This is a genomic window from Alteromonas gracilis, assembly GCF_002993325.1.
GTDB lineage: Bacteria > Pseudomonadota > Gammaproteobacteria > Enterobacterales > Alteromonadaceae > Alteromonas > Alteromonas gracilis.
Genome location: NZ_PVNO01000026.1, coordinates 177,819 through 192,595 on the forward strand (window position 1 = coordinate 177,819; position 14,777 = coordinate 192,595).

Consider the following 14,777-nt stretch of genomic DNA (forward strand, 5'->3'; position numbering starts at 1 on the left):
TAACTGTATGATTTTGTAACAAGAATTAAAAATGGGAGCGTTAAAGCTCCCATTTCACATAGTTACTTGCCAAGAATTCGCGCTAGCTCGTCATCAGCTGAGGTTTTACTGCCTTTAATACCCGCTTCGGCTAGGCGCTTTTCAAGATCGCTGCTCGACTCTTCGCTAGCCAGTTCTTCCGCCGCTTGTAGTTCAGCATTGCGCATCTTTTGCTTATCCTGAATGCGAGACAATGACTCTGTTGCCGTCTTCATTTTGCTATTCGCACCCATGTGGCGTGAAGATACAGCAACTTGTGCTTTCTGAACGCTTTCAGTGGCCTTTACCATATCAACCTGTTGTTCAAGTCGACGCAAATTTGCTTTAGCCTGCTGAATATTATGTGCAAGTTGCTTTTCTGACTGCTTAAACTGGTCAAGGTAAGCCTGCTCTTGCTCGCGTTCTTCTTTCAGCTCAGCCACTTTCTGCGCGCAGTCTAGCGCAAGCTGACGGTCGCTATCAATCGCCTTGCGAGCGTGCTCTTCATACTCCGCAATCGACGAATTAAAGCTATCGACTTTCTGTTGAGAAAGCTTACACTTCGCCAAAATTTGCGTACGTGCATGATCTGACTTGCGCAATTCTTCTTTGGCTTCTCTGATTTCTTGCTCCAGAATTCGAATAGCCTGACTATCTGCAACAGACTGAGCAGCTTCGGTAGCACCACCTTTTACTGCAGTAATAAGTTTTTTCCACACTGACATTCGCTTCTCCTTAAGAAGTAAATTTTAGTTAAGGTGTGTTTCGTAAGCATCTAAGAACGATGCAACATTCTGAAACAGGGTTTCAACTTCAATAACAATACTTTCGGCTTTCGACTGGGCACTTAGTGCACCAAAGGCGGTGTAGTATTCTTCGCCACCAATGTTTGAAATGCCTACTGTGGTAAGAGGAAATACCATATGGGTAGACAGAATTTCATGGTCTAACGCAGGTTTATCTTTCACATCAGAAGCAGCAAACAAGAGGCTTTCTACTAAAATCTGCTCTCCGCTGATAGCAAGCCATGCATCAATGCCGTCTTGATTAGCAATAAGCAGGCAGTTCTCCTCACGTGTTACCACGAAGTCATCGTGCTCTTTTAATAAGCTCTCGATGCTCTCCAGTTCCCAGCTCATACCTTTCTCCTTTAATTATTGAAGCGATAATTTTGAAAATGAATGTCGTGTGTGTGGCGCTAACCTGATTGCGCTTCTTTACTTAGTAAATAGACCAATCAAAGGTTGTGACACCCGCTTTACTGTACCGACTATTTTCACTCTCGCCAATATCTTGACTTGCAGTGTAGACGCATTATGCCATAATCGTCAATATTAAATACGTGCTTTAAGTGTAAAAAAGTGTGTTTTTGTAAAATATATATCACAAATGTGTGGTTTTGGAGGCCATCTTGACGACGATAAAAGCTAAAAATGCGTGGAGACAAACGGTGGCTAGAGTAGTGAAGTCTGAAATGTCGGTTCGGGGCGTAAAGTATCAAGCATTAAGCCAAAGGCTTGAGGAAATTGGGGTTGAGCAAAGTGCAGACAATCTTAGAAACAAGGTGAACAAAGGTATAATGGGTGCAGATTTGCTGTTACAAATTTTGTACGTGTTGAAAGCACGTCCATTAGATGCTGCACTTTTAGAAGAAATCTTAACTGACCTTGAGCGCTAAAACGCGTAAAATGCGAGAATATCGTTGGGCCGTAGAGGTTCGATTGGTACAGAGCCTGATTTATAACCAGATTTATAATATGAAAGCGGGGATGAGATATCGGCATTGCAGTGCGGATAAAAAAATACCCAGCAAATGCTGGGTACAAATAATAAGGAATGTTACGGGAGAACATCATCACTATTTTCGTATCTTAATTGTTTAAGGTTTTAGAAGCTATCACTGTATGCCGTATTTGTGTATTTCTTTTTATAAATAGTTATTGAAAGTAATACTAAATAATTTAACTTTCTAAAAAATAATGTTTTTTTTGCGTGCTTTCAGCCCCTTGTTCAGGCGTTGTCGCCATTATATTAGAGAATGGTATAAACTTAACGATACTTAAAATTGCACCTTGGCTTAACATTAACACCTAATATTGTTGTAACTATGAAACTATCAGATTTTAGCTTTGAGCTACCCGAAAAACTTATCGCCAAATATCCCACTCAACAGCGTACAGCTAGTCGCTTATTACACCTAAACGGCAAAAGCGGAAGCGTAGAACACACCATGTTTGCTGACATGCTGAAATTTGTAGAGCCTGGCGATTTGCTAGTTTTTAACAATACACGCGTGATCCCAGCGCGTCTGCTGGGTAAGAAAGAAACAGGTGGCCAAGTAGAGGTGCTCATAGAGCGTATTACGTCTGACCACACTGCGCTTGCCCATGTGCGTGCCAGTAAAGCGCCCAAACCGGGTTCAAAACTTATTTTAGAAGAAAAGGTGAATGTAACGGTCACCGGTAGGGACGATGCATTATTTATTCTGCAATTTGACCACGATGAAACTGTGCTGTCGTTGCTAGAAGCTCATGGCCACATGCCACTCCCACCTTACATCGACCGCCCGGATGAAAACTCAGACAAAGAGCGTTATCAAACGGTTTACAATGAAAAGCCAGGTGCAGTGGCTGCCCCCACGGCCGGGCTGCATTTTGATGAAGCTATTCTAGCTGCGTTAAAAGAGAAAGGTGTGAATTTGGCGTTTGTGACGTTGCATGTTGGTGCAGGGACGTTTCAGCCAGTGCGTGTTGATAACATCCAAGAACATAAAATGCATGCAGAATTCGCGGAAGTACCGCAAGATGTAGTAGATGCTGTGCTTGAAACAAAAGCCAACGGCAAACGAGTCATTGCGGTAGGTACTACATCAGTGCGTTCCTTAGAATCAGCCGCTAAAGCGTGCGTTGATCGCAAACATAAAGACGTTATCGCGCCATTTAACGAAGATACTGAAATTTTTATCTACCCTGGTTTTGAATTTAAGGTGGTGGACGCCATGTTCACTAACTTTCACCTACCAGAATCCACGCTAATGATGCTGATTAGCGCGTTTGCAGGCAAAGACAATGTGATGAATGCCTATCAAGAAGCCATAGAAAAAGAATATCGATTCTTTAGCTATGGTGATTCAATGTTCATTGAGCGCGCCTGAAAAAATAGGCGTTTAATTGCCTCGTACTCGTTTAGTTACAGATAAACATAGATACGGGGCATGATCTCAGCCAAATTACTGGTATAATCGCCGCCAATTTATTTTTATACCCAGCGCAGAAGCGCATCAAAGTGGGAATGCTTTCACATGCAATTTGAGTTGTTAAAAACCGAAGGCCGAGCCAGACGCGGTCGTTTGGTGTTTGAACGCGGTGTTGTTGAAACTCCAGCGTTTATGCCCGTAGGCACTTACGGTACGGTTAAGGGGATGACCCCAGAAGAATTAAAAGACAGCGGTGCACACATCTGTCTTGGAAATACCTTTCACCTAATGCTACGCCCTGGTACTGGCATTATTCGCCAGCACGGCGATCTGCACGATTTTATGAATTGGGACAAGCCGATTCTTACTGATTCAGGCGGCTTCCAGGTATTTAGCTTGGGTGACTTGCGTAAAATTACCGAAGAGGGTGTAACATTTCGCTCACCTATTAATGGCGAAAAGATTCTTCTTACACCTGAAAAATCGATGGAAGTTCAGCGTGATTTAGGCTCTGACATCGTGATGATTTTTGACGAATGCACACCGTATCCTGCTACTGAACAAGAAGCGCGTATCTCGATGGAAATGTCGCTTCGCTGGGCTAAACGTAGTAAGGAAGCCCACGGCGATAACCCAGCGGCACTGTTTGGTATCATTCAGGGCGGTATGTATGAAGGACTGCGCGATGTCTCGCTTGCTGGTCTTGAAGCGATTGGTTTTGACGGTTATGCCATTGGCGGTCTTTCAGTAGGCGAGCCGAAAGAAGATATGATCCGCATTATCGACCACACTGCACCAAAAATTCCTGAAGATAAGCCGCGCTACTTAATGGGCGTAGGTAAACCTGAAGATTTGGTTGAGTCTGTGCGTCGCGGTATCGATATGTTCGACTGCGTAATGCCAACGCGTAACGCCCGTAACGGTCACCTGTTCGTGACGGAAGGCGTAGTGAAGATTCGCAATGCGAAACACAGAAACGATACCTCACCATTAGATGAGAATTGTGATTGCTACACTTGTAAAAACTATTCTCGCTCTTATCTACATCATTTGGACAAGTGTAACGAAATCTTGGGTGCGCGCTTAAACACCATCCATAACCTTCGTTACTATCAGCGTGTAATGCAGGGTCTTCGCGATGCGATTGACGCAGGTACACTTGATGAGTTTGTACAAGAATTTTATGAACAAAAAGGGTTGCCGGTTCCGGCACTATAACAACGATAATATTTGGGGAATTTTATGAGCCTATTTATCTCTAACGCTTACGCACAGTCTGCTGGTGCGCCGCAAGGTGGCGGTATGGAAATGATCATCATGCTAGCTGTATTCGGTTTAATTTTTTACTTCTTGCTTTACCGCCCACAGGCTAAGCGCGTAAAAGAGCATAAAAACCTAGTATCTTCACTTAGCAAAGGCGATGAAGTGCTCACACAAGGTGGTTTGGTAGGAAAAATCACTAAAGTGTCAGAAGAAAAAGACTTCATTGAAGTTGCACTAAATGAATCAAACAACATTGTTGTTCAGAAGTCTTCAGTAACTGCTGTGCTGCCAAAAGGCACAATGAAGTCACTGTAAGTAACAACCGCCGGGGCCGGGACGCTTCCCGGTTTTGGCACGAAAGGATTATCCAGTGCTAAACAAAAACTCCATATGGAAGGTATTGAGTGTACTCATTGTTGTTGCAATGTGCGCACTCTATGCACTTCCTAATATTTATGGCGAAGATCACGCCGTACAAATCTCAGCAGGCCGTGATGCTGTAGTTACAAACGCTACAGTTGAGCAAGTAAAAGCGGCCCTTGCCGAAAAGAATATTTCACCCAAGCGCGTTGAGTTTGAAAACGACCAAATTTTAGTTCGTGTTTCTGACTCAGATACGCAGCTTGTTGCTCGCGAAACCCTTGAAAAAGTACTTGGCGATGACTACTACGTTGCCATGAACCTAGCGCCAGACACACCAGAGTGGCTTGAAGGGCTAGGTGGTTCGCCAATGAAGCTTGGCCTTGACCTTCGCGGTGGCGTTCACTTCCTAATGGAAGTAGATATGTCAGAAGTTATCACTAAGTCGCTTGAAGATGCAGAGAGTGGTTTCCGTACCTCACTGCGTGAAGAAGGTATTCGCTATCGCGGCGTAAAGCAGGTTGATGATCATATCGACATTACTTTTCGTGATGAAGAGACCCTCGATAAGGCTGAATTCTTCCTACGCAATCAAAGCCGTGATCTTACCTTCAATCAAATCGATGACCTAACCCTTCGCGCTGTTTTCGCTGAAAGTAAACTACAGGAAATCCGCGACAACGCGGTTAAGCAAAACATCACCATTATTCGCAATCGTGTGAACCAACTTGGTGTGGCAGAGCCGCTTGTTCAAAAACAAGGTGCAGAGCGCATTGTGGTTCAGCTACCAGGTATTCAAGATACCGCTCGTGCAAAAGAAATTCTAAACGCAACAGCGACGCTAGAATTTCGCATGGTTGACCAGAAAAACGATATTCGCGACGCATTGAATGGTCGTGTACCTCCTGGTTCTCAGGTTATCGAAGACCAACAAGGTATTCCTCAGCTACTTGAAAAGCGTATTATGCTTACTGGTAGCCATATTATAGATGCAAACAGTGGGGTAGATGAGTACGGTCTTCCAAACGTGAATATTTCACTGGACTCCGAAGGCGGTAACAAGATGTCTCGCTCGACCCGAGGCAATATTGGTAAGCCAATGGCGACTGTATTCATTGAATACAAATCCACAGGTGAGAGAAACAAAGACGGCAAGTTAATCTTTGAGAAAGAAGAACAGGTTATCTCTGTTGCAACTATTCGTGCCCAGCTAGGCAGTAAGTTTCAAATTACTGGCCTTGACTCTCCGAAAGAAGCACGGGACCTAGCGTTATTACTTCGCGCAGGTGCATTGATTGCGCCAATTCAAATTGTTGAAGAACGCACTGTAGGGCCAAGCTTAGGTAAGGAAAACATTGAGCTAGGTATGCAGGCCATTGTTTATGGTTTAGCGGCAGTGCTTGTTTTCATGTTGATTTACTACAAAGCATTTGGCGTTGTGGCGAACATCGCTCTTATTACCAATTTGGTAATGATTGTTGGCATTATGTCGATGATTCCAGGCGCAACGCTAACATTACCAGGTATGGCGGGTATTGTTCTAACCGTTGGTATGGCAGTAGATGCGAACGTGCTTATTTATGAACGTATCCGAGAAGAGCTTCGCGACGGGCGTAGTCCACAGCAAGCTATCCATCACGGCTACGACAGTGCATTCTCAACCATCTTGGATGCGAATATAACTACTTTCATTGCTGGTCTTATCCTGTTTGCGGTAGGTACCGGCCCAATTAAAGGCTTCTCTATTACGCTAATGATTGGTATCGCAACTTCAATGTTTACCGCTATTTTGGTTACTCGCGTTGTTGTTAACGCAGTATGGGGCGGCAAACGTGTAGAGAAATTAGCGATTTAAGGAGCGTAAAATGCAGTTATTAAAATTATCCGAAACCGTTAATTTCATGCGCCTTCGCATTCCTGCGATGGTACTATCGACACTTCTCATTATTGGCTCATTTGTTTCTCTTGGAGTGAACAGCCTTAATTGGGGTCTAGATTTTACTGGCGGTACGCTTATTGAAGTGGGCTATGAAGATTCAGCTGATCTAGAGGCGATTCGCCTTCAGCTCAACGAATCTAATTTCGAAGATGCTATAGTGCAGAATTTTGGCAGCAGCCAAGATGTACTAATCCGCATTGCTCCTCGTGATGGCGTTAAAGCCGTTACTATTGGCGAGCAGGTGCTTGCAGCACTACGTGCTGACGGTACTGCGGTTGATATGCGTCGTATCGAATTCGTAGGTCCAAACGTAGGCGAAGAGTTAACAGAGCAGGGCGGTCTTGCAATGCTAGTCGCACTGTTATGTATCCTCGTTTATGTCGCGATGCGTTTTGAATGGCGATTTGCTCTAGGGTCAGTATCGGCGCTAGCGCACGACGTTATACTTACGCTGGGTTTATTTTCAGTACTTCAAATTGAATTTGACCTCACAGTACTGGCGGCGGTGCTTGCGGTGATTGGTTATTCACTTAACGATACCATTGTTGTGTGTGATCGTATTCGTGAGAACTTCCGCAAAATCCGTAAAGGTGAGCCAGTTGAGATTATCAACATCTCACTAACGCAAACCCTTAACCGTACTATCATCACCTCACTAACCACGGTGTTAGTATTGGTTGCCTTGTTCTATAAAGGTGGTGCGCTTATTCATGGTTTCGCCACTGCGTTGTTATTCGGTGTAGTAGTAGGTACTTACTCGTCAGTTTATATTGCGAGTTCAGTAGCACTTGCTTTAGGTATTAGTAAAGAAGACCTAATGCCACCACAAGTGGAAAAAGAAGGCGCAGATTTAGATCCTATGCCTTAAGATTTGAGGTCGATAGCATTTAAATTCAAAAACCGCATCCAGTGATGCGGTTTTTTTGTAGGTATTGGTATATCAGGTTTTCACGGCGGATTCATCGCTCAATTTTATTAGTAGCTAATAAAGGCTATAGGTTACCGCTCAACGCTTACAAAAAAGGCGCTGTATAAAAGCGCCTTTGTTTACTAATCTCATTTTCTTACGTGCTTAAAAGCGAATTACTTAAGGTGTTTAACCAAACCTTGAACTACTTTTGCACTTCCAGCAACAATTTCGCCTTTATGCAGTGGGTCATTGTTACCTTTAAAGTCGGTTACCAAACCGCCCGCTTCACGAACAATCAGTTCACCTGCTGCGATATCCCAAGATTTGATCCCGCGCTCCCAGTAACCGTCGTGACGACCAGCAGCTACATAAGCAAGGTCTAGCGCTGCGCTGCCTGCGCGGCGAATATCGCCCACTTCATGGAAAATTTTGTTAAGGCTAAGTGCGTATTCACCGAATGCAGACTTGTTTTTGAATGGAAGACCAGTAGCAATGATGGTTTCTGAAAGGTCACGAGGCTTAGAAGCGCGAATACGGTAACCATTCAGCTGTGCGCCCTGTCCACGGCTAGCGGTGAACAATTCACTGCGGATAGGGTCGAATACAACGGCTTGATCTAAACGGCCTTTGTGAAGAAGTGCAATTGAAACGGCAAAATGAGGGATGCCTTTCACGAAATTGGTGGTGCCATCTAATGGATCGATAATCCACTGATAATCTGTCTCTTTACCATGAACCTCACCAGACTCTTCACCGAGGAAGCAATGTTCTGGGTATGACTGCTGAATTTTATAGATAATCGCTTGTTCTGCTTCTTTATCAACTTGTGTCACGAAGTCGTTTAAGCCTTTCGACTCTGTTGCTACTTCGTTATGTTTTTCAAAACCGCGAACAATAACTGTTCCAGCCGCACGCGCAGCGCGCACCGCAATATTCAGCATAGGATGCATAGATAAACCACCAATTGTAAAAGACCAATGAAACAATCCAGCTGTATAAAAAATAGCTAGTTGTTTTCGAAAACGGGCGGAGTCTACCAGAATCAGTGAGCGATGCAAATGAAATCCCACAAGAGAGTGTTAATCAAAAAAGTAAGCCTGGATTAGATGACGAATACAGAAAAGCAAGAAGCGGCTGCGTTACAGAACTTTAAAAGGGACTGGCATAGACATCCAATTCGTTAGTCTGGAGACAGCTCTGAATAGCCATCTATACTGCCGCTGTGTTAAACTTGCGTAATTGAAGCTAGTTAGGTGATGCGAAATAGGTAAGTGTCATCTTTTAAAGAAAGTACGTAGGTATTGCAGGCATGCTCGAAAATATTCGCATCATTTTAGTTAACACATCTCACACTGGAAACATTGGCTCGACGGCGCGCGCCATGAAGACCATGGGATTAAGCAGCTTGTATCTGGTAGACCCGGTAAATGAACCCGACGGCCAAGCAAGTGCGTTAGCGGCCGGCGCTGGGGATGTACTAGCAAATGCCAAAATTGTCAGCACATTGGAAGAAGCTGTGAAGGATTGTGGTTTAGTAGTGGGAACATCTGCTCGTTCTCGCACGCATTCATGGCCCATGCTCGGTCCACGGGATTGTGGAGAAAAGCTTGTTCAAGAAGTGGAAAAGTACCCAGTTGCATTGGTGTTTGGTCGCGAAAACAGTGGTTTAACGAACGAAGAATTGCAACAGTGCCATTTCCATATGTGTATTCCGGCTAACCCTGAATATAGCTCTTTAAACTTGGCAGCTGCTGTTCAAACCCTGTGTTACGAAATTCGTATGGCATTTTTGAATCGTGAAACCTATCCAAGTGTTGAAGAAGAGTACCCGCTTAATGAAGATCTGGAGCGTTTCTACGTGCATTTAGAGTCGACGTTAGAAAAGACATCGTTCATTCGCAAAAGCCATCCTGGCATTGTGATGACTAAGCTTCGCCGACTTTTCAACCGCGCTCGCCCTGAGTCACAAGAGCTAAATATCTTGCGCGGTATATTGGCGTCTATCGATAAGTCAGTGAACAATGCTGCCTCAGGTGACTCCCACTCTACTGAAACAAAAGAAGAGAAAGAGTAAACGCGTATGTTTGCCCGTATTAAAGATGACATCAAAGGTGTTTTTCATCGTGACCCCGCGGCAAGAAACACGTTTGAAGTGTTAACTAACTATCCTGGTCTTCACGCAGTCTGGCTGCATCGCGTCAGTCACAAGCTCTGGAAAGCTGAATGGAAATGGTTGGCACGCACCTTATCAACATTTAGCCGCTGGCTGACGGGCATCGAAATTCACCCTGGCGCCACCTTAGGTCGCAGAGTATTCATCGACCATGGTATGGGTGTCGTTATCGGCGAAACCGCCGAGATTGGTGATGACGTAACCCTCTATCACGGCGTCACGCTTGGCGGTACTAGCTGGAAGGCAGGTAAACGTCACCCTACACTCAAAAATGGCTCGGTGGTGGGAGCGGGGGCTAAAGTCCTAGGGCCCATCACCATAGGTGAAAACGCCAAAGTAGGCTCTAACTCTGTTGTGGTAAAAGACATTCCTGATGGCGCAACGGCGGTAGGGATCCCTGGCCGTATTATCATTTCTAAGCAAAAGGAAATCTCTGCGGCTACAAATCCGCAGCGCGACAAAATAGCGCAGAAATATGGTTTTGATGCCTATGCGGTTGCGCCTGATAATCCAGATCCTGTGGCGAATGCCATGGGTATAATGCTAGAACATATGCACCAAATGGACACAAAAGTGGAAGAGATGTGCAAGGTTATTCAGTCGCTCGGTGGTGAAGTGTGTACAGACAATTTACATAATATCAGCGCTGAGGATTTTGCTGAAACGGGTATCGAATTTAACGAGTCAAAACAAAAAGATGGCGAACACGCGTCATTCGACCCGGCGATATAAAATGTGGTAAAGGCCCATCCCACAGAGTAATTGGGATGGGTATCCTTTGCTATTAGTTCTGAAGCTTTTTCAAAACGTTATGGTGGCATTGCTCGAAGCGTTCTGAATGCTTCTCCGTCATGCTCACTAATAAAATGGCGAGTGTACTCGCTAAGAAGCCAGGAATAAGTTCATAAACATCACTAGTGTTAAGTCCAAATCCTAGCGAAACGTTCATATTCGACCACAAGATAGTCGTTAGACCTCCGCATACAATACCTGCAATGGCGCCGTTTTTCGTCATTTTATCCCAATAAAGGCTGATAAGAATCAAAGGTCCAAACGCTGCCCCAAAGCCTGCCCATGCGTTTCCTACTAAAGATAGCACGCTGTTACTTCTATCTTGTGCAAGAAAAAGTGCGACGAAAGCTACACCAACAACCGAAAGTCGTGCAACGATGACTCGTTCTTTTTGACTCGCTTTTTTTCTAATGAAAGCGTAGTAAACGTCTTCTGTTATCGAACTCGATGACACTAATAGCTGAGACGAGATCGTACTCATTATCGCAGAGAGGATAGCCGCTAATAAAAAGCCTGTGACCCAAGGATGAAAAAGCGTGGTAGACATCACGATAAAGATTGTTTCAGAGTCCTCTATGGTAAGCCCATTTGCCGCGGCGAAAGCAGCGCCCGTTAACCCTACACCAATTGTCCCTAGTGTGACGGTCAACATCCAGCTCATGCCTATTCGTCTAGCGGCAACCAGGTCTTTCAATCCACGGATTGCCATAAAGCGCACTATGATATGTGGCTGACCAAAATAGCCAAGTCCCCAAGCCATGGCTGAAACAACAGTAATAAGGGCAGTATCTTGAAAGGAGAGTAGGGAGGGTTGCAAGTTTTGTAACTGGGTTATCGTAGTGTTCACACCTCCTATTTCTAAAACCGCCACCACAGGCACCAAAACTAATGCAACTAACATAATGCAACCTTGCACGAAGTCAGTAACACTAACCGCGGTAAAGCCACCGAATGTGCTATACGAAACCACAACTAACGCTGTGAGGTAGATTCCTGTCTCGTAGCTTAAACCAAATGAAGACTCAAACAGCTTGCCACCTGCAACTAAACCGGATGTGGTGTATATAGCGAAAAATACAATGATGACGGCGGCACACAATACGCGGATTATGCGGCTGTTATCGTTAAATCGACGCTCTAAGTATTCAGGTATTGTCACGGCATCATCAAGTTGTTCTGTATATACGCGTAGCCTAGGGGCGAGTAGCCTGTAATTTAAATAGGCGCCTATGGTCAATCCAATGGCCATCCATATACCATTTATTCCGACTAAAAATATGAGTCCAGGAAGACCCATTAAAATCCACCCGCTCATGTCAGATGCACCAGCAGACAATGCTGTCACCGCTGGGCCAAGTTGACGTCCGCCAAGCATGAAGCCCGATACGTCATTTTTTGTAGAAAAGTATCCGTAAGCACCAATTCCTAATAGCACAATGAAATAAAGTGCCAACGATAGATAAACACTATCTAGCATAGTTTTCTCTTCTTTTTTGTATGATTAAATAGGGGCTCTGGAAACGAGCCCCTATGCTATATAGGTATGATTAGAAGTTTGCCGATAGTCTTAAGTAGTAACTACCACCACCAAGCCCCGCAGGGTGGTTAAGGGGATATATAGCACCTAGGAAGCCGCCATCTCTACCCGTAAAACCTGCTGTTTCCCATTCGTCAGGGAATTCGTCAAACAGGTTTTTGGCACCTATTGCAACAGACATATTCTCACTGATGTCGTAGGCTAATTCAGCATCGACAATAAACATACTGGGTGTGACCACCGGCAGCGTTTCATCATTGAAGAGTGACTCATAAACTTCACCGTAGTAATTAACGCGAATCAGTGCGTTAAATGGTTCGAAGCTATGATCAACAGTAAATGTTGTGCGATAGTCAGGCAAGGCGTCTTCTACTTCACGTGCCCTTGCATCTGATACGGTTTCACCGCGATTAGTTACTTTGGTATCGGTGTAATTCAATGCCAATGTGAATTTTGTAGATGAGTTGTCCCAGTTGATAGGGTAGTTTGCAACCACATCTACACCTGAGGTCTCTGTATCGAAGTCATTAACAAAGAAAGAGATTTGGCTTACAGTAGCCGCCTCAGCTACGCCACCTGCGACTAACTGGTCGCGTTGTTCTGGTGTAAGTTCGCGAGTAACTTGTGCAATTCGATCGTCAATTTTTATATTGAAATAATCAACGGTCAACGATAGGTCACCTAAAGATGTGGTAAAACCTAAACTCACGTTGCGAGCGTCTTCAGGCCCTAACTGACCTCCACCAAATAGCGCCGCAAATGGACTTGTAGTCGAAACGACTAATAGCTCTTCTAACTGTCCATTATTAAAGTTAGTCGCTGCTCTTTGTAAGTTAGACTGTCCAACACTAGGGGCCCTGAATCCGGTGCTTACTGCCCCACGTATTGCGAAGTCATCATTAACCATATAACGAGCGGTTAACTTTCCATTCGTCGTAGTACCAAAATCACTGTAATCTTCGTATCTAATGGCGAGGCCAAGTAACAAGTCATCGGTAACATCCGCTTCAAAATCTACGTATGCACTTGAACTATTTCTAGAAAAATCTCCAGAGATGCTTGGATTGAAGCCTTGGAAGCCGTTAGAGCCTACTGAAAAGCCTTGTGAAACGAATTCACCCGCCGTATAAGAAGCCTCGTCTCCGGGAGTTATTTCAAACGATTCATCATGATACTGAAGACCGAAAGCGACGTTTAAATCTGATGCGAATGCAGCAACTTCAACAACCTTTGAGAAATCTGCGTTGAAAACGGTTTCATTCTCAATTTGCGCGCCTAAGTAGAACTCAGTAGGAGAGGCAGAACCTAATGATGCGTTAACGGTATTGTAAATTTCATAAGACAAATTATTTTCGCCGTTAACAACACTCACGTCGTAGGTTAAACCGTTATCTAATTCGCCCTTAAGCCCTAGCGCAATGCTGTAATCTTCCACATTTCCGCCAAAGCGAGGCGTGAATCCACCCGGGAACCATGAAAAGAATGAAAAGCAGTTATCGCCAGCACCATTTACAAAGTTCTGTGCATCGTCAAAGCTGGTCGTTGGAAGAGGTCCTGTAGGACAGCCTTCACCGGTAGAGTCGGCAAAAAGTGCGTCCGAACCGCTAGCGAAAACGCCTTGTCTGTTGGTCGGATTACGGTAGAAAAAGCTACCATCGACGTCACGAGTCGCGTAGTTTGCGAAGCCATAAGCTTGCACGTATTCATTGATGTCATAGCCGCTATTTACAAAAAATTTGTAATCGTCAGAGACTTCGGGAGCACCCCAGACAACCACCGGGTTTTGAATAGGAAAACCTGCAGCATCTAGCGCAGTTGCGCCGCTATTGGTCCCTTCACCATCCTGAACGCCTCGGCTAGTTGGGCCTGAATCTTTAGCTTGAAATGATGCGACCAAGAAACCATCGTCACCCAAATGGAATCCATAGGCACCTGAAACCTCAAACGTTTCACCATCGTTATAATATGACTTACCATATTGAGCGGTAATCATTCTGGTTTCAGGATCATCTTGAAGTGCATAGTTGATTACGCCTGCGATTGCATCAGAACCATATTGCGCAGCCGCACCATCTCTCAAGATTTCTACGCGTTTTAGTGCCGCACCGAACAATGGCGTTACGTCTACGCCTTGCGCTCCGCGGTTAACACCGGAAACAAATTCGCCTACTACGGCACCGCGATGACGACGCTTACCATTTACTAACACAAGGGTTTGGTCTGCTGCAAGTGAGCGAAGGTTTACTGGGCGCACCATACTTGCTGCGTCAGATATAGGTTCTCTGCTTGCGTTTAAGGAGGGGACAACAGCTGTTAGTGCGTCAATAGCATTAGTGCTGCCCTGACGCATTAATTCTTGAGAATCCACAATGTCGATTGGACTTGGCGTTTCCATCGCCGAGCGTGCTTGCGCTCTCCTTGAACCCAATACGGCTATTTGTTCATAGTCAGCTGCGTCATCTGCTGCCTCTTCGGTTTGCGCGTATGCCTGTGCAGAAAGGTAAGCTGTCGAAGATAACGCTATAGCAATCGACAGCGGTAAGAACTTTCTTTTGTTGAAGTTATAGTTCATTTTATTTCCTCTACTTG

The 14,777-nt window shown here is 44.8% G+C and carries 13 protein-coding genes; 8 read left to right on the forward strand and 5 right to left on the reverse strand.

All coding sequences use genetic code 11. The annotated features are described in order from the left end of the window. Positions 1 to 62: 62 nt before the first annotated feature. Positions 63 to 743, reverse strand: coding sequence for a PspA/IM30 family protein (locus C6Y39_RS12640; RefSeq protein WP_105931621.1), 681 nt, complete (start codon positions 741 to 743; stop codon positions 63 to 65). A gap of 24 nt (positions 744 to 767) precedes the next feature. Beyond that, entirely contained in the window at positions 768 to 1,157 is a 390-nt protein-coding gene (locus C6Y39_RS12645; RefSeq protein WP_105931622.1) for a DUF2170 family protein, read from the reverse strand. A gap of 335 nt (positions 1,158 to 1,492) precedes the next feature. On the opposite strand from C6Y39_RS12645, the gene C6Y39_RS12650 reads away from it, so the two are divergent. The 6 genes from C6Y39_RS12650 to secF all read left to right on the forward strand — a co-directional run bounded on the left by C6Y39_RS12650 (position 1,493) and on the right by secF (position 7,644). Beyond that, positions 1,493 to 1,696: a DUF6471 domain-containing protein gene (locus tag C6Y39_RS12650; protein WP_233095149.1), complete on the forward strand. Its 204-nt coding sequence runs from the start codon at positions 1,493 to 1,495 to the stop codon at positions 1,694 to 1,696. 429 nt (positions 1,697 to 2,125) lie between these two features. Then, positions 2,126 to 3,172 (forward strand): tRNA preQ1(34) S-adenosylmethionine ribosyltransferase-isomerase QueA, encoded by a 1,047-nt coding sequence (queA, locus tag C6Y39_RS12655; protein WP_105931755.1) that lies wholly within the window; start codon positions 2,126 to 2,128, stop codon positions 3,170 to 3,172. Between the two features lie 147 nt (positions 3,173 to 3,319). After that, positions 3,320 to 4,432 carry a tRNA guanosine(34) transglycosylase Tgt gene (tgt, locus tag C6Y39_RS12660; RefSeq protein WP_105931623.1) on the forward strand — a complete coding sequence of 371 codons (1,113 nt, stop codon included), beginning with the start codon at positions 3,320 to 3,322 and terminating at the stop codon, positions 4,430 to 4,432. A 24-nt stretch (positions 4,433 to 4,456) separates the two neighbouring features. After that, complete coding sequence (gene yajC, locus C6Y39_RS12665; protein ID WP_105931624.1) at positions 4,457 to 4,792, forward strand: preprotein translocase subunit YajC; 336 nt, start codon at positions 4,457 to 4,459, stop codon at positions 4,790 to 4,792. Between the two features lie 55 nt (positions 4,793 to 4,847). Then, the gene (secD, locus tag C6Y39_RS12670; protein WP_105931625.1) at positions 4,848 to 6,692 is read left to right on the forward strand and encodes a protein translocase subunit SecD; all 1,845 of its coding nucleotides are present in this window, start codon (positions 4,848 to 4,850) and stop codon (positions 6,690 to 6,692) included. A gap of 10 nt (positions 6,693 to 6,702) precedes the next feature. Next, the gene (gene secF, locus C6Y39_RS12675) at positions 6,703 to 7,644 is read left to right on the forward strand and encodes a protein translocase subunit SecF (protein WP_105931626.1); all 942 of its coding nucleotides are present in this window, start codon (positions 6,703 to 6,705) and stop codon (positions 7,642 to 7,644) included. 215 nt (positions 7,645 to 7,859) lie between these two features. Here the strand turns inward: secF and suhB are convergent, their stop codons facing one another. Next, entirely contained in the window at positions 7,860 to 8,636 is a 777-nt protein-coding gene (gene suhB, locus C6Y39_RS12680; RefSeq protein WP_105931756.1) for an inositol-1-monophosphatase, read from the reverse strand. A gap of 359 nt (positions 8,637 to 8,995) precedes the next feature. Here suhB and trmJ point away from each other — a divergent pair, with 359 nt between their 5' ends. Together trmJ and cysE are read left to right on the forward strand one after the other, a co-directional pair. Continuing rightward, positions 8,996 to 9,760, forward strand: coding sequence for a tRNA (cytosine(32)/uridine(32)-2'-O)-methyltransferase TrmJ (gene trmJ, locus C6Y39_RS12685; RefSeq protein ID WP_105931627.1), 765 nt, complete (start codon positions 8,996 to 8,998; stop codon positions 9,758 to 9,760). 6 nt (positions 9,761 to 9,766) lie between these two features. After that, positions 9,767 to 10,591, forward strand: coding sequence for a serine O-acetyltransferase (cysE, locus tag C6Y39_RS12690; RefSeq protein ID WP_105931628.1), 825 nt, complete (start codon positions 9,767 to 9,769; stop codon positions 10,589 to 10,591). A 52-nt stretch (positions 10,592 to 10,643) separates the two neighbouring features. Here cysE and putP read toward each other — a convergent pair whose 3' ends face one another. Both putP and C6Y39_RS12700 read right to left on the reverse strand, forming a co-directional pair. Then, positions 10,644 to 12,128, reverse strand: coding sequence for a sodium/proline symporter PutP (gene putP, locus C6Y39_RS12695; RefSeq protein WP_105931629.1), 1,485 nt, complete (start codon positions 12,126 to 12,128; stop codon positions 10,644 to 10,646). A gap of 70 nt (positions 12,129 to 12,198) precedes the next feature. Beyond that, complete coding sequence (locus tag C6Y39_RS12700) at positions 12,199 to 14,760, reverse strand: TonB-dependent receptor plug domain-containing protein (RefSeq protein WP_105931630.1); 2,562 nt, start codon at positions 14,758 to 14,760, stop codon at positions 12,199 to 12,201. Positions 14,761 to 14,777: the final 17 nt, after the last annotated feature.